Source organism: Lysinibacillus sp. UGB7 (assembly GCF_049058285.1).
In the GTDB taxonomy this organism is placed as follows: domain Bacteria; phylum Bacillota; class Bacilli; order Bacillales_A; family Planococcaceae; genus Lysinibacillus; species Lysinibacillus sphaericus_B.
In genome coordinates this window covers 1-19,807 of the sequence record NZ_JBMGUV010000024.1, presented here as the reverse complement: position 1 = coordinate 19,807, position 19,807 = coordinate 1, and the positions used below count along the sequence as shown (strand labels likewise).

General features: G+C 37.9%; 17 protein-coding genes, 1 pseudogene and 3 riboswitches. Of the genes and pseudogenes, 4 read left to right on the top strand and 14 right to left on the bottom strand.

Annotated features, from left to right (window positions below; genetic code table 11):
- Window positions 1–163 precede the first annotated feature (163 nt).
- Window positions 164–1,474: a DUF2252 domain-containing protein gene (locus ACOMCU_RS19200; protein WP_421051079.1), complete on the top strand. Its 1,311-nt coding sequence runs from the start codon at window positions 164–166 to the stop codon at window positions 1,472–1,474.
- A 206-nt stretch (window positions 1,475–1,680) separates the two neighbouring features.
- Window positions 1,681–1,989 (top strand): annotated as a pseudogene (locus ACOMCU_RS19195) (IS5/IS1182 family transposase); the annotation flags it as partial.
- A gap of 212 nt (window positions 1,990–2,201) precedes the next feature.
- On the opposite strand, the gene ACOMCU_RS19190 reads toward ACOMCU_RS19195, so the two are convergent.
- The 9 genes from ACOMCU_RS19190 to ACOMCU_RS19150 form a co-directional block, all read right to left on the bottom strand.
- Window positions 2,202–2,723: a DUF2179 domain-containing protein gene (locus tag ACOMCU_RS19190; protein WP_010857647.1), complete on the bottom strand. Its 522-nt coding sequence runs from the start codon at window positions 2,721–2,723 to the stop codon at window positions 2,202–2,204.
- Window positions 2,724–2,936: 213 nt separating this feature from the next.
- Complete coding sequence (locus tag ACOMCU_RS19185; protein WP_419185157.1) at window positions 2,937–3,188, bottom strand: lyase family protein; 252 nt, start codon at window positions 3,186–3,188, stop codon at window positions 2,937–2,939.
- 180 nt (window positions 3,189–3,368) lie between these two features.
- Window positions 3,369–4,661, bottom strand: coding sequence for a nucleobase:cation symporter-2 family protein (locus ACOMCU_RS19180; protein WP_010857646.1), 1,293 nt, complete (start codon window positions 4,659–4,661; stop codon window positions 3,369–3,371).
- A complete protein-coding gene (locus ACOMCU_RS19175) occupies window positions 4,661–5,242 on the bottom strand; it encodes a xanthine phosphoribosyltransferase (RefSeq protein WP_421051078.1) in 582 nt (193 codons plus the stop codon). The genes ACOMCU_RS19180 and ACOMCU_RS19175 overlap by 1 nt, the downstream gene beginning before the upstream one ends.
- Window positions 5,243–5,381: 139 nt before the next feature.
- Window positions 5,382–5,483, bottom strand: a riboswitch (purine riboswitch).
- Between the two features lie 171 nt (window positions 5,484–5,654).
- Window positions 5,655–7,478, bottom strand: coding sequence for an APC family permease (locus ACOMCU_RS19170; protein WP_010857644.1), 1,824 nt, complete (start codon window positions 7,476–7,478; stop codon window positions 5,655–5,657).
- Between the two features lie 158 nt (window positions 7,479–7,636).
- Window positions 7,637–7,788: riboswitch (cyclic di-AMP (ydaO/yuaA leader) on the bottom strand.
- A gap of 187 nt (window positions 7,789–7,975) precedes the next feature.
- Entirely contained in the window at window positions 7,976–8,509 is a 534-nt protein-coding gene (locus ACOMCU_RS19165) for a PepSY domain-containing protein (protein ID WP_010857643.1), read from the bottom strand.
- A 113-nt stretch (window positions 8,510–8,622) separates the two neighbouring features.
- Window positions 8,623–9,297 (bottom strand): PepSY domain-containing protein, encoded by a 675-nt coding sequence (locus tag ACOMCU_RS19160; protein ID WP_010857642.1) that lies wholly within the window; start codon window positions 9,295–9,297, stop codon window positions 8,623–8,625.
- Window positions 9,294–10,589: a HAMP domain-containing sensor histidine kinase gene (locus ACOMCU_RS19155; protein ID WP_010857641.1), complete on the bottom strand. Its 1,296-nt coding sequence runs from the start codon at window positions 10,587–10,589 to the stop codon at window positions 9,294–9,296. The genes ACOMCU_RS19160 and ACOMCU_RS19155 overlap by 4 nt, the downstream gene beginning before the upstream one ends.
- Entirely contained in the window at window positions 10,579–11,274 is a 696-nt protein-coding gene (locus ACOMCU_RS19150; RefSeq protein WP_010857640.1) for a response regulator transcription factor, read from the bottom strand. Before ACOMCU_RS19150 ends, ACOMCU_RS19155 begins: the two co-directional genes overlap by 11 nt.
- Window positions 11,275–11,528: 254 nt before the next feature.
- Here ACOMCU_RS19150 and ACOMCU_RS19145 point away from each other — a divergent pair, with 254 nt between their 5' ends.
- Window positions 11,529–12,794, top strand: a complete 1,266-nt coding sequence (locus ACOMCU_RS19145) for an Nramp family divalent metal transporter (protein WP_421051077.1) — start codon at window positions 11,529–11,531, stop codon at window positions 12,792–12,794.
- Window positions 12,795–12,905: 111 nt separating this feature from the next.
- Here ACOMCU_RS19145 and ACOMCU_RS19140 read toward each other — a convergent pair whose 3' ends face one another.
- From ACOMCU_RS19140 to ACOMCU_RS19120, 5 genes are all read right to left on the bottom strand, one after another.
- On the bottom strand, window positions 12,906–13,595 hold the full coding sequence (locus ACOMCU_RS19140; protein WP_010857638.1) for an ABC transporter permease: 690 nt from the start codon (window positions 13,593–13,595) through the stop codon (window positions 12,906–12,908).
- The gene (locus ACOMCU_RS19135) at window positions 13,588–14,511 is read right to left on the bottom strand and encodes an ABC transporter ATP-binding protein (RefSeq protein WP_421051076.1); all 924 of its coding nucleotides are present in this window, start codon (window positions 14,509–14,511) and stop codon (window positions 13,588–13,590) included. Before ACOMCU_RS19135 ends, ACOMCU_RS19140 begins: the two co-directional genes overlap by 8 nt.
- A 134-nt stretch (window positions 14,512–14,645) precedes the next feature.
- The gene (locus ACOMCU_RS19130; RefSeq protein ID WP_010857636.1) at window positions 14,646–15,581 is read right to left on the bottom strand and encodes a sensor histidine kinase; all 936 of its coding nucleotides are present in this window, start codon (window positions 15,579–15,581) and stop codon (window positions 14,646–14,648) included.
- 4 nt (window positions 15,582–15,585) lie between these two features.
- Window positions 15,586–16,278 carry a response regulator transcription factor gene (locus ACOMCU_RS19125; RefSeq protein WP_010857635.1) on the bottom strand — a complete coding sequence of 231 codons (693 nt, stop codon included), beginning with the start codon at window positions 16,276–16,278 and terminating at the stop codon, window positions 15,586–15,588.
- Window positions 16,279–16,460: 182 nt separating this feature from the next.
- Window positions 16,461–17,924, bottom strand: a complete 1,464-nt coding sequence (locus ACOMCU_RS19120; RefSeq protein ID WP_010857634.1) for an amino acid permease — start codon at window positions 17,922–17,924, stop codon at window positions 16,461–16,463.
- 229 nt (window positions 17,925–18,153) lie between these two features.
- A riboswitch (Lysine riboswitch) is annotated at window positions 18,154–18,330 on the bottom strand.
- Between the two features lie 179 nt (window positions 18,331–18,509).
- Here ACOMCU_RS19120 and ACOMCU_RS19115 point away from each other — a divergent pair.
- Entirely contained in the window at window positions 18,510–19,715 is a 1,206-nt protein-coding gene (locus tag ACOMCU_RS19115; protein ID WP_421051074.1) for a CynX/NimT family MFS transporter, read from the top strand.
- Window positions 19,716–19,807 lie beyond the last annotated feature (92 nt).

Below are 19,807 nucleotides of genomic sequence, written 5' to 3'. Positions count from 1 at the left end.
CCTCCCTCCGAGCACTGAGCATGTACTATATTATGAAAGAATGGAATTGAACATGTTTTAGACTTTACTACATGCAAAAATAACTTTTAATCCAACGAAACTTTCGTCTATAATGGCACGTATAATACTGTAAAATACCAATATTATGAAAAGAGGAATCTTGATGGAGCATGCCCTACTTGAGCAAGTAAAGCACACACGGATATTTTTACGAAAAGAACAACTAGAAACAATATTTGAAGAGTTTGATGTTCAACGTATGGGACTAAATGAGGAACAACGTTTAGAGAAATATCGTAAAATGCGAGAAAGTCCATTTCGTTTTTTCCGAGGAAGTGCCTATTTATTTTATTTTGATGTCACGAAAATGCCGTCCATCTTCCATACAGCCGATGTGAGGCCCACGTGGATTCAAGGTGATATGCATATGGACAACTTTGGTGCGTTCCAAAATGAAACAGGGGCTATCGTTTTTGATGTCAACGATTTTGATGAGGGCTATGTTGGCTCTTATTTATACGATGTTGTTCGTATGAGCGTTAGTATTGCCCTATATCTCGAGGAGCAAGGCTTACATATTGCGGCTCAAAAAATGTCCATGCATCATTTTCTACAAGGCTATATGGATCAATTAAAACGATTCCAGCGTAAACAAGACGATCCTCTAACACTGACATTTACAAAGGACAACACTAAGGGACCAATCAAAAAGGTCATAAAAAAGCTTGAGAACCGTCAACGGTCTCATTTTTTACAGGATATAACGAGCATTAACGATGACGGACAGCGTGTTTTCCTCTGGAATGAAGAGGTGCAGCCTGTATCTGAAGATGAACATTCTGCGATTTCTAATGTGCTATCAAACTATGTGATTAAAGATATCGCCATTAAACATGGCTCAGGGACTGCATCCATTGGTTTAAAACGCTATTATATTTTGGTAGATGGTGAGACAGACGCTCTAGGAGTAGAAGATTTAGTGCTTGAAATGAAGGAAGTACGTACGGCGATTCCTGCTTACTTCATGCCGTACAATGAGGCATTCTGGGCAAAGTATGAGCATCAAGGTGCACGTGTTGTCGGTACCCAAAAGGCCATGCATCACCTAGAGGACCCCCATTTATCTTATGTTACGATGGATGGGCAAGAATATTATATTCGTGAGCGCTCACCTTATAAGAAAAAGGTCAAGCCTAAAAATTACAAAGACCTAGAGGATTATTTTGTCACAACATCGACTATGGGACGTATCGCAGCAAAAATTCACGCACGGGCTGATATCGATTATTCCGATGTTTTTACCTACCATAGTGAGCATGAAATTTTAAACGCTATCGGTAAAGAGCGCAACGTCTTTATTGAAAGTACTATTTTACAAGCAATGCGCTACAAGGAAATCGTTTATGCAGACTATGAACTGTTCAAAACTTGGGTAGAAGAGAAATTTGAAGATCTAGTAACAGTTTCGGAGTGAATGAAACAAAACAGCTCATTTTAGCATGAACTGGCGTAGCGATGAGGAGACTGAAGCCATGCCGGCGAAAAGCGTCCACCATAGCGGAAAATAACGGATTCATATAGAGTCTTCTATTTGAAAAAAAAGACTGAAAACAAACTGTTCCCGCAGAAGTCGCCGCCTGCACTCCAATCAACTAGTGTACGTCTATCGGTAAAAAAGAACGTCGATTTCAAGACTCAGCTATATTTGAACACATTTTCTATCGCATCTTAAATGAAATTACCATCAAGGATTATGGAGCGCTGACCATGTCTTTATTGATTCGATACATGTGAAAGCTAGTGCGAACAAGCAGAAATTAGAAAAGAAAATCGTGCGCAAGGAAACGCGCGCTGAGGCGAAACGTCAAGAAGAGCGGAATCAAGACCGAGTGGATCATGGAAAGAAACCTTTTTCACCAGAGCAGTTTGAAAAGAAGTAATGAAAGAAATTAAGGTGAGTACGACAGACCTGAGAATGGCTACTATGTATATACGTTGCACAACCTTTAGCAAATTCAACCAAAATAACATCAAGACTCTTTCACGATATGATTTTGCTAAGATTTAAATGGAACGGTAATTCGTTATCATGTACATAAATGTCCTGTGAAATTTTTTAACCTCTGTCTACACGACAGAGGTCATTATCTAGTATGAGACTGTTATAAATTATTGTGCTTAGCCCGCCCAAATAGGGAAACTTATTTAATTTTGGCTCTAACTCTGTCGAGCAGAAAACCGCCTTTAAATGATTTCGGCTCGTATGAAATAATAAATGCATTCGGTTCAAGTTGTTCTACTAATTGAAACAGCTCTACCTCGCGATTTCGCTTCGTCAAAATTTCATATTTATAACGATTACTGTCTCTGCCCTCTCCAACGTAAATCGTTACTGCAAAACCTTCATTACGTAACAATTTAACTAGGTCTTCGTTTTTATTTTGTGTATTGATTGTCGTATAGACATAGCCAATTGCAAGTTTGCGTTCAATTTTTGCCCCAACAAAAATGCCCAAACCAAAACCAACTGCATAAACAATCATTGCTAAAATACTTTGATCCCCATTAAATACAAGCGAAAGACCAAACACATAGATTAACATTTCTAGCATTCCAAACATCGCTGCAAGTAACGTCACATTTTTAACTAAGAATATTGTGCGTAATGTTAAAAAAGGCACATAGATTAGTTGTAGTAATAAAATCAGCAATATATTCTGCATTTTCAAAACCTTTCATTTTTTTAAAATTACATATTTCCTATCAATAATTAACTAGTAATGACAAGGTCGCATTTAATAGTGAATACGCCTTAAAAACATATATTTACTTTTAAAATTACTATCAGTTCTACTCTTATATATTTATATTGACTAAATTAATAGGGTTTAATAGATTATATGCGGATTCTTTGCTTAATAAACCTTTTTTGATAACTATTTCTTGAATTGTAGAATTAGTTTTAGATGCCTCCGCCAACAGCAGTAGCTAGCACCAATTACAATAGTTAAGCAATCTTGTTGTAGATTTAACAATTCCCTCTTTTGCTTTTTATTAAACATCAGGTTTGCTTTGAATTGTTGCCCAAAAGTCATTGAAAGAGCATCCTGTAAACATGTCCGTGATATTTTAATTATTGTTTGAAATTCATTCACTTTCCATTCTAGTGTGTCTTCTAACTCATTTATGATAGTAAGCCATTTTCATAGCACTTGATAACACATCATTTGTGAATGGGCTCCAGAAACTAAAACTCTCATTAAGTGATGCCAGCAATGTTTCAGAATAAACATTGTAGATTATAAAAATGCCACCTCCCTATATCTAAAAAGATAAAAGGAGGTGGCATTTTTTCTTTACCGCTATAATTACCCCTGCATCGGGTCATTTTTATGTTTTGGACCAATCATGTTAAATAAAATGTTCAGGATAATCGCTGTAACAGAACCACATACGATACCGTTTGAAGTTAAAATCGCTACGCCTGGTGGCAGTGATGCAAAGATATCTGGAACAACAGATACACCAACACCAAGACCAACTGCAATCGCGGCAATCATGGCATTTTCCGCTGACTCATTCATAACAGGTACCAACATACCCATACCTTGTGTAATAACCATACCGAACATTGCAAGCATCGCCGCACCAAGTACGGGTATTGGAATGATTGTTGTTAACGCTGCGATTTTTGGTAGGAAGCCAAGTGCTACAAGAAAAGCACCTGTTAGGTAAATGACTTTGCGATCTTTTACGCCTGACATACGCGTAAGTCCTACGTTTTGTGAGAATGTTGTATATGGGAAGGCATTGAAAATACCTCCAATAACAGAAGCAAGACCTTCAGAACGATAACCGCGTGCTAGATCTTTAGAATCTAGTTTTTTATTGCAAATATCGCTAAGTGCAAAATAAACCCCTGATGACTCTACTAAAGAAACCATCGCTACGAGCGTCATTGTAAGGATTGCGGTTGCATCGAATGTTGGCATGCCAAAGTAGAATGGCTGTACCATGTGCAAGACACCTGCATCTGAAACAGGACTAAAGTCAACTTTACCCATGAATATACCTAAGACTGTTCCTGCAACTAATCCGATTAGAATGGAAATGGCACGGACGAAGCCTGTTGAGAAACGATAAACAACTAAAATAATTACTAAAGTAATAAACGCTAAAGCAACATTAGAACCTGATGCGAAATCTGGTGCATCTGGTCCACCCGCCATATTGTTCAATGCAACTGGCAATAATGAGATACCAATAATCGATACAACAGAACCTGTTACCACTGGAGGGAAGAATTTCACTAGCTTACCAAAGAAGCCAGCAATCACTACCACAATTAAACCAGAAGCAATAATCGAACCATAAATATCTGTAATTCCTTGCTCCGGATTTGTACCGATGGCAATAATTGGGCTAACTGCTGTAAACGTACAACCCAGTACTACAGGTAAACCAATACCGATAAACTTACCAGAATAAACTTGTAAAAGTGTTGCGATACCACACATCATAATGTCAATCGCCACTAAATACGTCATTTGTTTAGCATCAAAGCCAAGTGCCCCACCGATAATAAGTGGTACTAAAATGGCACCCGCATACATCGCAAGTAAGTGTTGAACTGCAAGCGTCGTTGCTTTAAAGTTATTCATTACGCGCGAGCCTCCGCAAATGTTACTTTGCCATCCTCTAGAGAATTCACAATTGCTAAAGATTCCACGCGAATTCCTTGTTCACGTAATAATTTTCCGCCGTCTTGGAAGCCCTTTTCAATCACAATACCAACGCCAACAACATTTGCACCTGCTTGAGCTGCGATATCTAATAATCCTTTCACCGCTTCACCGTTTGCAAGGAAGTCATCAACGATTAAGACATTATCGTCTGCGTTTAAGAAACTACGTGAGACGGAAATATCGTTTGTTTCATTTTTTGTGAAAGAGTGTACTTTGGAAGAATAAAGATTATCTGATAATGTTAAAGATTTACGTTTGCGAGCAAATACAACTGGAGCGCCAATTTCAAGTCCCAGCATTACAGATGGTGCAATACCCGAAGATTCAATCGTTAGCACTTTCGTAATAATTTGGTCAGAGAAGCGATTGGCAAACTCATGTCCAATTTCTTTCATAAGCTGTGGGTCGATTTGATGATTTAAAAACGAATCTACTTTTAATACAGATGAAGAAAGAACTTTACCTTCTTGCATAATTTTGTCATGTAATAACTTCATTTCCTTTAAATCCTTCTTTCTTATAATAATAGAAAAAAACGCTGAATACTTTGGTTCCATTCATCTATGAGTGGAGCAAAGCGTTCAGCGCGAAAACGTCGAAACAATTAGAAAAACGGCTCACCATTTGTATGAGGTTTCCTAAAATATTGCTACCCATAGTCGATTCATTTACGGTAAATCGGTAGAAACTCGCGAGCCCTATTCTCGCTATTATATGAGTGAAATAGTATTAAGCTGTAAGAATGTCCTTATTATAAATAGCCATTTCGTGCATTCAGTATGAATATTTATAATAGGATTATTGTAAATTTTCGGAATTAACTGGTATTCCAGCTGTTTTTGATAGTGAACGTTCGTGTTTCACATCAATGTCCTGATTATATCAGACTATTTTCGACCTTGCTAGTCATTATTTTGATAAATGGAAAGGTACTGTCATAATGACGACATTTCTGTGAAATAACAGTGAGGTGCGAATTAATAGACTCGATTGGTTATGCAGCATATGATGCCAGCCTTTTTTCGGTAAAAATTGCGGAATGACAACCGTAACTTGGTAACCAGTCTTCGCATATTGATGTTCCACCTTGTCGATAAACTTTTTCAATGGTTGCGTAATGCTACGATACTGTGAATAGTACGTTACAATCCGCACATCTGGTTGCCAAGCTTTCCATTTCTCTTCAAAAGCTTTTGCGTCTGCTTGATTGAACGCCACATAGAAAGCAATAATTTTTTCGACCTTCAAAGACTGCGCGTAGTGTAATGAATTTTCCACCACTTTTGTAATACCCGCAACAGGTACAATGAAGACATTGCCCTCTACATTTGGTAATGCTACATGATCTAATCGAAGCTGTTCCCCCACTGCATCATAATGTAGCTTAATACGATGAAACAGCCAAATAATGATCGGTAAAAAGATAAATACTGGCCATACTTGGGTTAATTTTGTCACGAAAAACATCATTGCAACAATAAAAGAAATGGCTGCACCAATTGTATTTACGGTAAATCTCGCAATCCAGCCACTTGACTTTTCGCGCCACCATTTTCGCATCATACCCGTCTGTGCTAATGTAAATGGGATAAAAACACCCACTGCATAAAGTGGAATTAAATGCTCTGTCGCCCCATCAAACAAAATAATTAACACAATTGCTGCGACACCAAGCATCAAAATCCCATTCGAATAGCCAAGTCGATCCCCACGAATTTGGAATATTCTTGGGATAAAACCGTCCTTCGATAAATTTACAGCAAGTAACGGAAAAGCTGAATAACCCGTGTTGGCAGCAAGCACTAATATCATTGCTGTTGTTCCTTGCACAATATAGTAAAATACATTGCGCTCAACACTCGCCTCTGCAATTTGTGACACGACTGTTGCCTGTGCATTTGGTGCCACTCCATAGAAGTAGGCAAGACTCACGATGCCAATGAACAGCACCGCTAAAATACCTCCCATTGCTAGTAACGTTTTCGCTGCATTTTTCGGAGCAGGATTTTTAAAGTTCGGTATGGCATTAGAGATTGCTTCTACACCTGTCAAAGCCGAACTGCCTGAGGCAAATGCCTTTAATAATAGAAACAAGCTAATCCCCGCAACTGGTGTACCTACTTTTGGATGCAAATCTGCTGGTACTTGCCCGCTTGCCACATTATAAACCCCTATCCCAATTAACATAAGCATTACTGCAACAAATAGATATACAGGGTAAGCTAAAATTGTTGCAGATTCTGTAACACCACGTAAATTTAACAGCGTTAAGCAAATAACAAAGAACACGGCAATGACTACGTTATATGCATGCAAACTTGGGAAGGCCGAAGTAATGGCATCTGTTCCTGCAGATACGCTTACTGCAACGGTTAATATATAATCGACGAGTAGTGAACCCCCCGCTACAAGTCCTGCATTGACACCTAAATTTTCCCGAGAAACTACATATGCTCCACCACCGTGTGGATAGGCAAAAATAACCTGACGATATGATAAAATGAGTGCCACAAGCAGTACTACCACCCCGGCCGCAATCGGTAAAGAATACCAAAAAGCCACAGTACTTACTGTCATAAGCACTAGTAAAATTTGCTCTGGTCCATACGCTACTGATGACAATGCATCAGAAGATAAAATGGCAAGCGCCTTTGTTTTACTAAGCTTTTGCTCCCCGAGTGCATCGGATTTCAAAGGTTTACCGATCACATAACGTTTGAATGAAGATCCCATACTAAACACCTTCTAGTTTCATAGAGTGTGTTTCTCATTTCTAAATCAATATTCGCTTAGACTTTTTTTGGTACATGATAGCTGAATGAAGATAAAAAACGCCTACAAGTCATCACTAAATACGACTTGTAGACGTTTTTTTGTCTGCAAGCTTCAATTTTTCTGCTCTTAACGCTTACGAGGTTAGCTGTCGGATTCGGACCATGAGTAGCCCTACGTCTTTAATAATAAAGAGATTCACCCCAAGGATTGCCTATACAATCCGTCAAAATTGGTTCCCCCGCGTTCAGTGCTTCAGCGATTTAGAAATTTGAAACTTTTATAATGATGTCATATTACGCTTGTAAATTTAAAAAGTAAAGGAGAAAAGTGTAGGAAGTATAAATTTTTCTTTATATGATTTTTCAGTGGCATTAGTCTATCAAGAATCCTAGACGACTCAATAAGTAAAAAGCTATCTTAAAAGTATACGCTCACTTTTAAGATAGCTTTCCACACTAGTCTTCTATATCTTGTTCAAAACTGACAATTTCACCTGTTAATGCATTGATATCAATTTCGGATTCGAGTTGTCCATCTTTGATGTCGATTTCATAAACACCATCATCAAGTTTAATTTTTGTCACTGTACCTTTTGCTTTTGTTAACGCTTTTTCAATAGCCTGCTCTTTTGTAATTTTTATGGCTGAAGATGTAACATCCATGTCATCTACTATGTCATCGTCAAAATCATCATAATCTAATCGTTCTTTTTTTTGTTTCAACAGCTTCCCTGTGATGGCATCGAATTTCAAGTCATATTCTTCTGTTTCTGTGCGAACCTCTACGTCATATATAGAACGGTAGTGATTATCTTCGAATTCGATGTCAAACACCGTACCATTAACGACAGCCAGAGCTTTTTTCTCAATTTCTTGCATTGACAATACCTTTTTTTCTTGTGCATTACCTGTTAATAATGTTGTTGAACCAATGACAGCACCTACACCTAGTGTAGCGACTAATGCTGGAATAACGATGATTTTTTTCATGTCCATCTCTCCTTTGTTTTATCTATAATCAGCTTAACAAAGCAAGATGATAGGATAATAAGAGCAAGATTAGAATTTCATGAGAAAAATCTCTGCAAACTTTTCCGACCTAGTTAATTATCTTTGTCCCAAGTAACGGACATGACTTTACCAGAAACGCCATGTATTTGAAAAACAGCCTCATCCTTGTCAGTCTCAATCTCCACTAAATAATAGCCGCCATCTTTTGTTTCCTCAAAATCAACTGAATCGACCTCACCATTTAATTGCTGTAAGGCAATTTGAATGGCCTGCTGCTCAGAAATCACACTTGTTCCGTTTTCACGCTCTGTCACCGGTTGCACATCTGTCTCTGACAGCACTTCTCCAGTATAAGCATCAAGCGTAAGCTTCTTCTCTATTTCCTCTTTTTTAACTTGTACCGTATAGATTGAATCGGTTAATGTAACACTTTCTACCTTGCCAGGGCTATGAGCTAAAGCTCGTTGTCGAATTTGTTCTTCATTTAGTAAATTACTCGCAGTATCCTTAACTGTTAAATTTGCTACTTGCTGGGTATGCTGATTCAACTCCACAGCATAGGTAGCGCCATTTCGTAAGAATACGATCTTATAGTTGTCTCCCTTTTTCTTCACTTGTTCAACATGTCCACTATAGAGTTCCTCGATACGCATGACTGCCCCTGCTTCACTTAGCGGTTCTACATGAAAGAAACGATTCTGTAAAAACCAGAGTAAGAAGCTGCTCAATAAGGTTATTACGAAAATTGGAATCACCCATTTTTTCATCGTTGTTCCTCCTTTGGTACACGCAGTGTAAAGCACGAACCTTCACCTTCTACACTATCGACCTCAATTGTAATGTTTAGCTGCTGTGCAAGCTCCTGTGCAATAGCTAGCCCTAATCCTGTTCCACCAGTTTTCCGATTGCGATCCTCACCTACTCGATAAAACCTTTCAAACAAATGTGGAATATGTGCTTGTGGAATACCAACACCAAAATCCTGAATGGTAATAAGGACATGGCTAGAGATTTCTGTTGCACGTAACTGCACTTCACTTTCGCTGTATTTGCGAGCATTATCAAGCAAAATGAAAAGGAGTTGCTTAAGCATCTTTTCATCACTATACACATATTTTGGCAGCACTGTATCTACATGAAATGAGCGATGGTAAGCTTGTTGCATTTGTGAGGCAACTTTTTTCAGTAACTCATCAAGCTCCAGTTGTACCCATTGCACATCGAGATGCTCTTTGTTTTTCGCTAGATCTAATAATTGCAGTACCATTTCATGCATACGTGTAGATTCATTTACAATGGCTTGAAGCGATTCTTGTGTTACTTCTTTGTTATCAAAGCCTCTGCGTAAAAGTAATTTCGCATAGCTTTCAATAACCGTAATGGGTGTTTTCAGCTCATGGGAAGCATTTGACACAAATTGCTGCTGTTTTTGATAATGCTGTTCAAGCTTTTCCATCATGCCATTAAATGTATGGCTAATTTCAGTAAGCTCATCGCTATTTTTATTGGCAATTTCAATTTTTTCATATTGCCCTGTAGCAGCGCTCTTTTTCATTGTTTGACTTAAACGTTCAAGCGGCTGTAAGATTAATTGACCTAACGCTAAGCTTGCCAAAAGTAAAGGAATCACAGCCACAATGGTCACTACGACTAAAATAATTTTTAGCAGTCCCATCATTTTTGCTACTTCTTCCATTGACTGCATTAGCTCCACCTGCACCACCGTACCGTCAGCCCAAATTACAGGCATATCAAACGTAATGTAAGGTACGTCTGGCATATTAAGTTCCGTTTGTACCTTCATCTTCAATTGCTCGCCGTCGTATATATAAACCGCTCCGTCAGTTGGCATATAGGCTCGTAAAACCTGTTGCAAATTTGTGTTTTGATCTAGTTGACTGAGTGTCATACTCAGCTCATCTGCACGCTGCTGGAGTTGTTTTTCTTCCGTATTATAAGCAAACTTTTCATATAAAAAATAAATGCCACTATTCGTCGCCACTAATATAACCAACATTAATAAAGTTGTTAGTAGATGGATTTTTGTTTTAAGTCTCATGCTTGTGCTCCTTCAACACATAGCCAACACCGCGGATTGTATGGATAATTGGTGTATCATCAGCAACTTCAAGTTTTTGACGTACATAGCGAATATAGACATCCACAACGTTCGTATCGCCATAATAATCGTAGCCCCATACCGCCTCTAAAATCTGTTCGCGTGTTAGTACTTGTTTCGGATGTTTCAGCAAGTATAAAAGCAGGTCATACTCACGTGGTGTTAGTTGCACATTTTTATCGTAATAAACAACGTCTCTTGTTTGTTCGTCAATAGATAAATGCCCGTACATTTGTGATGCTTGTTGACCTTTAGATCTCTGTGAAAATCTTAATGCTGTTCGAACGCGGGCGAGTAACTCTTCGATGTCAAAAGGTTTTGTTATATAATCATTTGCCCCTAAATCCAACCCCTTTACTTTATCCTCAACGTCACTTTTAGCGGTAAGCAGTATGACAGGTGTTTGTAACTCTGTTGCACGAATACGCTTTAACACATCAATCCCGCTCATCTCCGGTAACATAATATCGAGAAGAATCAAGTCCCATTGTTGTTCACGATACTTTAGCAAGCCGTCGGTTCCCGTATGAGCCATCTCTGCCTGATAGCCTTCAAATTGAAGCTCTAATTGTAATACTCGAGCAATACTTTCTTCATCTTCTATAATTAAAATTCGATTTGTCATGTGGTGTCATTCCTCACCGTTTTTCTTTTCATCGTAAACTACATAGGGTATCAAAGTCTAATTAGAAAATGATGAGAAAAGTTACATCATGGCTTAATGAAAAACAGGTATGCGTTTTTTGCCATTTTATATTTTTTTAAGAAATGAGCAAACAACTTCACATTTTTCACTTCTAGCTATAGAATAGTAGTATATTATTTTTCCTATAGGAAACTTTATTTCTTTTGGGATACTTTTTGAAATGAGGGAACATTATGGTTTATAAACGCAGTATAAAGCCGACAGCAGAAGCAGTTTTAGATGGCGACATCAAAGGCTGGCGACGCATTCTTCCCTTCCTTGGTCCAGCATTCATCGCAGCTGTTGCTTATATAGATCCTGGCAACTTTGCAACAAATATTACGGCTGGCTCACAGTACGGCTATTTACTTCTGTGGGTCATCGCATTTTCAAATTTAATGGCTGTACTTATTCAATCTTTATCAGCAAAATTGGGTATAGCAACAGGAAAGAATCTACCGGAAGTCGCACGTGAAAACTTTTCTAAAAAAACATCAATCTTTTTATGGATACAAGCTGAATTAGTCATAATCGCAACGGATCTTGCAGAATTTATTGGGGCAGCACTTGGCCTTTACTTATTGTTTAACATTCCGATGCTACCTGCCGCACTTATTACAGCTGTCGGCTCATTCGCTATTCTAGAATTACAACGTAGAGGTTTTAGAGCATTTGAAGCAGGCATTTCTGGCATGGTGTTAATTGTTGTGTTGGCATTTGCGTTCCAAACATTTTTGGCGCAACCGAATTGGGGCGATGTAGCAATAGGCATTTTCACACCACAATTTGAAGGTGTTGATTCACTATTACTTGCAACAGGGATTTTAGGAGCAACCGTTATGCCACACGCGATTTATTTACATTCTTCATTAACGCAAAGCCGCATTGTTGGGCGAAATGAAGGAGAAAAACGACGAATTTTCCGGTTTGAGTTTATCGATATTGTCATAGCAATGATTATTGCTGGTGCCATTAATATGAGTATGCTAATCATTGCAGCAGCGGTGTTCCATACACAGGGTGTAGTGGTAGAGGATCTAGATATAGCCTATAACGGATTACGGGATGCACTTGGTCCGATGGCAGCAGTTTCCTTTGGTCTTGGACTTCTCATTGCAGGACTTGCAAGTTCTTCTGTTGGTACATTAGCTGGAGATGTTGTTATGCAAGGATTTATTCGAAGAAAAATTCCATTGTACCTACGCCGAGCAATTACTATGATTCCCCCACTTGCCATTATTGCATCTGGCGTCAATGCAACCTACGCACTTGTGCTAAGTCAAGTTATTCTATCATTCGGTATTGCTTTTGCTCTTGTGCCCCTTGTAATGTTCACAAGTAAGCGTGACATTATGGGCAGCCTTGTCAATCATCGCGTAACCACAGGACTTGGATGGATTGTTGTAGTAATAGTTGTTGCGTTAAATATATATCTATTATGGGAAACTATATTTGCTTAAAAAATGCCAGGCGCTCTAACAATTCAACATTGTTAAAGTGCCTGGCATTATCTTGTATCTGAAACATCAATATTCAGAATTGTTCGCAAATTGTTTGCGTGCCAGGCACCCTTAAACATCCACTCTTTCAATATTCCTAATGGATATGTAGGCAACACCTATCCCAATGATCGCCAATGTTATTGGGATAACTATAATATCATTTAAAGAAAAATTACCTGTATTAGAAGATACGACCATGACAATTAACAAGGAAGAAAGTATTGTCGCTGGAATCGAATATTTTTTCATGCCAAAGTACAAAGGAATAAGTGACATGCCTGTCGCTGCAACAGCGTTCATAAGCATCGAAGGGAGTTGTTGCATAACTACAGAATTCGTTAATGTATCTGGAATTAAATGATAGGTTGCACTAATGAAACAAAATATTGCCGTAATAAACACATTCGAAATAACAATGGTACTGAACGTAAAAATGATAACAATTGCAAGCTTTGCGGCAATTAAATTTTTTCTTTTAATGGGATACATAAATGCTGTAGTAATTGTTCGATTTTTATATTCTCCAATAATTAGCTTGGCAATTAATGTACCAGCAAAGACAATAAATACCCCTCTTACAAAAGAGTCAATGACCGTTAGTGCTGTCTGGTAGTTTTCGATCGCAGTATCTTCTTCTATTTTCGAGATAAACAAGATCAGAAACATAAAGCCTAATATGGTGAAATTTGCAATAATAGCACCTTTTACATAGGAGCCTAACTGATATTTTTTCATTTCTAAACGCATTAAATTAAGCACTTACTACACCCCCATTAATTAATTTTAAGAAATAATCCTCTAATGAGCTTGTTTTCTTGCTGATTCCTTCAATATCTATATCATGTTCGATCAATGTTTTTGAAATGTCCTTTTGTGAAGTGGAATTTTCATAAATGCGAATGCAGTTCTCTGCAACTAGTTTAAAGTTGGTTATGTTTAATTTATTCTCTAAAATAAATGCAGCTTTTTTCCCATCATTCACAATCACTTCAATATAATCTGTTTGACTACGATTGATAGTTTCCATTGATACCTCTGTTATTAGTCTCCCGTTATTAATAACACCAATCGTGTCAGCCAACAGTTCGATTTCTCCTAAAATATGACTTGAAATAATAATTGTTATGCCATATTCTTTACATAGCATAACGAATAACTCACGGAGCTCTTTGATCCCAATGGGATCAAGTCCGTTTATCGGCTCATCTAGGATAAGTAATTCTGGTTTTGTAATAATTGCTCGTGCAATGCCCAATCGCTGTTTCATGCCAAGTGAAAAGTCTTTTACACGCTTGCTATCCGTTTTGGTTAGCTTTACTAAATCTAGTACATGACTAATTTCATTTTTGTCGTAATACCCCATATATTCGCAATGTAGTTCTAGGGTTTCTCTGGCAGTTAACTTCTCATAGAAAATTGGGTATTCAATAATGGTCCCCATTCTTTTTAGTACTTCGTAGGATTGATCCGTTAATTTTTCGCCGAAGATTTCGATATCCCCACTTGTTGGCTTTGTAAGGTTTGTTAGCATTTTCATTACAGTCGTTTTCCCTGCACCATTGGGACCCAAAAAACCATATATCTCCCCTTTCTTCACATGCATATTGACGTCAGAAGCAACTTCTTTTCCTTCATATACTTTTGTAAGTTGGTTTGTTTTCACAATATAAGTCATCTTTACCTCTCCCTAATATGTGTCTTTCTTTATTATAAAAAGTAAAGCTCTCTATTTTATTACTTGATTCTTACTTATTTCTTAAATGAAGTAAAAAGCCTGTAGAGCATTATCAGCTCCACAAGCAGATTCGTTTAATACATCATTCTTTTTAGAGAAACAGTAAAAACCGTTTTCTCATAGGGGATACTGGAAAGGTGAATGGAGCCATTCATTATTTCTACAAGTCTTTTCGTTATCGTTAAGCCAAGCCCACTTCCTTGGAATGATTTATTTCTTGAATCTTCTAGCGTATACATTCTTTCAAAAACATTATCTACATGGTATTCATCGATACCCTTCCCACGATCCCATACATCAACATATATAGCGACGTCGTCATGTCTAACCACTAGGCCAATTACATTCCCTTCTGCGCCATATGCAAGTGCATTGGACAGTAAATTGTTCAAAATTCTATCCAGTGCTTCTTCATTGCCGAGTGCAAAAACAGGTGTTTCTGGTATTGCAATGTCTATTTTGAGTCCCATAGACGTTACTATATCGTAAAATGACAGGATGTTTTTTCTACAGATTTCACTCACATTTATCTTAGTTATTGGATAATCTGTGTCTCCTGCTTCAATTTTAGCAAGATCGAAGAATGTATGGATAATGCTCAATACTTCCAGTGTTTTAGCATGAACCCCTGAGAGCAATCGTTGTCGCTCTTCACCGCTTATAGGCTTGTCTAGTTGTAGCATCTCGATATATCCAAGGACAACAGTTAGCGGCGTTTTGAGATCGTGTGAAATATTAGCCAGCATCTTTTTCATAGAACCTTCCATTTTCCGATGTGTAGCCAATATTCTTTGATTATGATCCAGTAATGTATTCATAGCATTGAGTAATTGCTTTGTTTCATGATTAGCTGTCGAAACTAGAATTTTTTCATTTGTTTGTTCAGTCATTATGGATTGCAGCTTTTTACGCATGTAATGAATAGTTGTATTTTGATTTTTCTTGTCTTTCACCTGAAAACAAGTAATTCCGATGAGTAATACAATAATAATAGATAGTAACATAACCATACGATCAACCTTCTAACTTATAGCCAATTCCCCATAATGTTTTAATGTATTGGGGATTGGATGGATCATCTTCAATTTTTTCTCGTAGTCTCCTTATATGGACATTGATAATATTTTCATCACCATAGTATTCGTCATTCCAAATCAGTTGATAGATTTGCTGCTTTGTAAATACTCGATTACAATTAGTCGCAAACAGTTTTAAGATGCCAAACTCTTTTGAGGTAAGCTTGACTTTTTGCTGATTTTTTTCTACAGAAAAATTGATAATATCAATTGTTAAATCACCAATTATCAATACATCTTGCTGTTCTTCTATATGATGCGCATACTTTGTCGCTCTTCTTATGGCAGCTTTTACCCTAGCTGAAAACTCCAACATTGAAAAAGGTTTTGCAATATAATCATCGGCTCCTAAGCCTAATCCGAGTGCTTTATCGACATCACTATCTTTTGCGGACATGATAATAATTGGAAGTGCTTCTTTTTGACGAATAATCTTTAAAACTTCTAATCCATCCAGTTTTGGTATCATAATATCCAAAATAACTAAATCAAACGAAGTACTTACGCATTGTTGTACAGCCTCTTCACCATTTAAGACAGAAGTAACGAGATATCCCTCCATCAATAAAAAATTTTCCACCATTTCTCGAATGGCTTCATCGTCTTCTACTAGTAATATATGTTTTTGCATAATATGCACCTCTTCTTAAGAGAAACTTTTCATCATTAAAAATACCTTTTGATTATAATAACTTTCCATATCTATAATACCTTACCATAAAAAAGAAATTCGTAATATTTTTATATAAAATCAAAAAAGCTATCCCGTTCGTCATATTACAATGACTTACAGGATAGCCCTTTAGCTATGTTCTATTTTTCCACTTTCAAATCACAGTCCTTAAGCGGAATCATTTTCGTTTTATTTTTCACTTTAAAGCCAATCCATAATGCTAAAAACAGTGGTATTCCAATGTATGAAACAAATACACCATTCCAGTCAATTGTTTCACCTGTAAAGGCCGTGTAGTTTTGACCAACTACAACAATCATACAAACCGTAAATGCAAAGATTGGTCCAAATGGATATAGCTTTGCTTTATAAGGTAGTAATTTCGAATCTAAGCCTTGAGCCTCAAAAGCTCTACGGAAACGGTAGTGGCTAAAGGCAATACCGAGCCATGCAATGAAGCCTGACATACCTGAGGCATTTAGAAGCCATATATAGACAACCCCGTCACCAAAAAATGATGCTAGAAATGCAAGACTGCCTACTGCTAATGTCGCCATTAAAGCATAAATTGGAATCCCACGGCGACTTAACTTCATAAAGAATTTTGGTGCATGGCCATCCACGGCTAATTGCCATAGCATACGCGATGACGCATATAGCCCTGAGTTCCCCGCCGAAAGCATAGCTGTTAAAATAATCGCATTCATCAGGGAAGCCGCAAAGGCAATTCCTAATCGATCAAATACTAGCGTAAATGGAGATACCGCAATATCTTCAGATAGTAAACGTGCATCTGTAAACGGAATGAGCATACCAATTGCTGCAATCGCTAAAATATAGAATAAAATAATACGCCAGAAAACGGATTTCACTGCTTTTGGAATATTTTTTCCTGGGTCATCTGTTTCCCCAGCTGTAATGCCTAGAAGCTCTGTCCCTTGGAACGAGAATCCTGCTGCTAAGAAGATACCAAATGTAGCAAGGAATCCACCATGGAATGGCCCATCGCTAATGAAGAAATTCGTGAAGCCTACGGGTGCTTGCCCTCCCAAAATCCCAAATATCATCAGAATACTGATAATAATGAAGATAATAACGGTTGCCACCTTGATCATGGCAAACCAATATTCACTTTCACCGTAGCTTTTTACCGATAAAAGATTAAATGATAGTACGATGGCAATAAACAATACTGTCCAAAGTGCTGACGAGCTATCTGGGAACCAGTATTTCATAATTAGAGAGACAGCTGCAATTTCCGCTGCAATCGTAATAGCCCAGTTATACCAGTAATTCCAACCAAGTGCAAAACCAAGTGCTGGATCTACAAATTTACTTGCGTACGTACTAAACGAACCCGATGAAGGCATATAGGCAGCCATTTCTCCTAAGCTCGTCATTAAAAAATACACCATAATGCCAATTAAGGCATAAGCAAGCAATGCGCCACCAGGACCCGCCTGTGCAATGGCACCACCACTAGCTAAAAATAGCCCAGTACCAATTGTGCCGCCTAACGAAATCATTGTTATATGACGACTTTTTAGTTCTTTTTTCAACTTCGGCGGTTTATGCCCAAGCTGATTAACTTTTATTTCACTCACGTTAAAGCTTCCTTCCTTTTATAAGAGGTCCTCATATTCACCTCGACGTAATTGTACCCATTGTTTTTACGCTTCATAACCATTGCGTTTAGGTACAGTAAATTAATGCGTACATATCAGTTAGCGGAGATACTATTTTTACGTAAGTAGGTAATAAAATACCTACCGAATAGAAATAAAAAACGCCATCACATGAACGTTGTGATGGCTAAGTTAATCCCCAGTTCTTTCAAATGATAGCGCAACACGTCATTCCAACGTGACAGTTCTGTTCCTTTCGGAAACAGCCCCAGCATGAGGTTTTCAAGTCCCCTCACACTTCGGCGGTATTTCCTTTCAGCTAACATCTTTAATGCTTGTCATTTCCATTAGCGTACTTATAAATACCGCGACCTCTACCTCAATACAAACATGAGGCATGTAATTATTAAATTTATGATGTTATTCAGTCTATCATACGACCTTTGACATTTCAATAACAATAGTAATGTTCAATATTTTGTGAATTTTCTACCATTTTTAATAGTATGGTAAAGTGGTATAGTTGTTCGAATTATTAATGTTTTAATTCAAGGAGGATTTATTTTGACAACTAATGAACATTCTACTTATCCTAGCAAAAAAATTAGCTGGAAGGGAAAAACTCTGTTACTTGTCATCGGTGTTATTTTTATAGCTTCTACATTACGGATGCCACTAACTGTCGTTGGTCCCATTATTTCTTTCATTCGTGAAAGTCTTGGCATTTCCAACGTACTCGCTGGCTTTTTGACAACAATTCCATTACTAGCTTTTGCGATAGTATCACCGTTTGCACCAGTTGTTGCACGCAAATTAGGCATTGAATTGACATTGTTTTTATCCACGATCTTATTAGCATGTGGCATTGTCACACGCTCCCTTGGTACAACTACATTACTCGTTCTCGGAACGGTACTAATTGGCGTTGCCATTTCTTTTGGTAATGTGCTTATTCCAGGCTTACTGAAATTGAAATTTCCTTATCATGTTGGTTTACTAATGGCTTTCTTCACGGTGTCGATGAATCTTTCAGCAGGTGTAGGTGCGGGTATTAGCTATCCAGTAGCCCATTCGTCCCTTGATTGGCAAGGCGCTCTCGGGGTAGCTCTTATTCTAGTTGTCTTAACAATTTTGGTTTGGATTCCACAATTGCAAGCAAATAAACCTGAACCTACTGTCGCATCTATGAAAACGCGTATACCTTTATGGAAATCACCTGTAGCTTGGGCTGTTACGGGCGCAATGGGGTTACAATCACTCATATTTTATACGACAGCGGCATGGATTCCTGAAATTTATATTGCCCAAGGTCTCGCTGCCGACCGTGCTGGCTGGATGTTTTCAACCATGCAGTTTTCACAAATACCTATGGCTCTAGTTGTGCCTATTATTGCAAGCAAGATGAAATCCCAACGTCCACTTGTCGTCATTTTTACAGTATTTTATTTAATCGGCTTTACTGGTTTGGTAATGGAGTGGACAAGTTTTGCAGTTCTCTGGATGGTACTTATTGGATTAGCTGGGGGCGCTTCATTTGCGTTAGCGATGATGTTCTTCACACTGCGTACACGCACTGCATATGAGGCGGCTGATTTATCAGGTTTTGCACAATCTATTGGCTATTTACTTGCAGCAGTTGGACCCATCCTATTTGGTTATTTGCATGATTTATTAGGGGGCTGGAACATCGCTGGCTGGCTCTTCGTCGTGGTGGCAACGCTACTGTTCTTCTGCTCTATGAGAGCTTCTAAAGATGAATATGTAAATTAATTGATCTAACTCAAAAAATTGAGTTTGTTTACAGTCTTTTTCTTTGAAAATAGAAAGTTCTATATGAAACTGTTGATTTCCGTTACGGCGAG

What these genes read in the sequence shown, in the direction of transcription:
- ACOMCU_RS19200 (WP_421051079.1), top strand. Translation starts at nt 164, where the DNA reads ATGGAGCATGCCCTACTTGAGCAAGTAAAGCACACACGGATATTTTTA.
- ACOMCU_RS19190 (WP_010857647.1), bottom strand. Translation starts at nt 2,723, where the DNA reads ATGCAGAATATATTGCTGATTTTATTACTACAACTAATCTATGTGCCT.
- ACOMCU_RS19180 (WP_010857646.1), bottom strand. Translation starts at nt 4,661, where the DNA reads ATGAATAACTTTAAAGCAACGACGCTTGCAGTTCAACACTTACTTGCG.
- ACOMCU_RS19175 (WP_421051078.1), bottom strand. Translation starts at nt 5,242, where the DNA reads ATGAAGTTATTACATGACAAAATTATGCAAGAAGGTAAAGTTCTTTCT.
- ACOMCU_RS19170 (WP_010857644.1), bottom strand. Translation starts at nt 7,478, where the DNA reads ATGGGATCTTCATTCAAACGTTATGTGATCGGTAAACCTTTGAAATCC.
- ACOMCU_RS19165 (WP_010857643.1), bottom strand. Translation starts at nt 8,509, where the DNA reads ATGAAAAAAATCATCGTTATTCCAGCATTAGTCGCTACACTAGGTGTA.
- ACOMCU_RS19160 (WP_010857642.1), bottom strand. Translation starts at nt 9,297, where the DNA reads ATGAAAAAATGGGTGATTCCAATTTTCGTAATAACCTTATTGAGCAGC.
- ACOMCU_RS19155 (WP_010857641.1), bottom strand. Translation starts at nt 10,589, where the DNA reads ATGAGACTTAAAACAAAAATCCATCTACTAACAACTTTATTAATGTTG.
- ACOMCU_RS19150 (WP_010857640.1), bottom strand. Translation starts at nt 11,274, where the DNA reads ATGACAAATCGAATTTTAATTATAGAAGATGAAGAAAGTATTGCTCGA.
- ACOMCU_RS19145 (WP_421051077.1), top strand. Translation starts at nt 11,529, where the DNA reads ATGGTTTATAAACGCAGTATAAAGCCGACAGCAGAAGCAGTTTTAGAT.
- ACOMCU_RS19135 (WP_421051076.1), bottom strand. Translation starts at nt 14,511, where the DNA reads ATGACTTATATTGTGAAAACAAACCAACTTACAAAAGTATATGAAGGA.
- ACOMCU_RS19130 (WP_010857636.1), bottom strand. Translation starts at nt 15,581, where the DNA reads ATGGTTATGTTACTATCTATTATTATTGTATTACTCATCGGAATTACT.
- ACOMCU_RS19125 (WP_010857635.1), bottom strand. Translation starts at nt 16,278, where the DNA reads ATGCAAAAACATATATTACTAGTAGAAGACGATGAAGCCATTCGAGAA.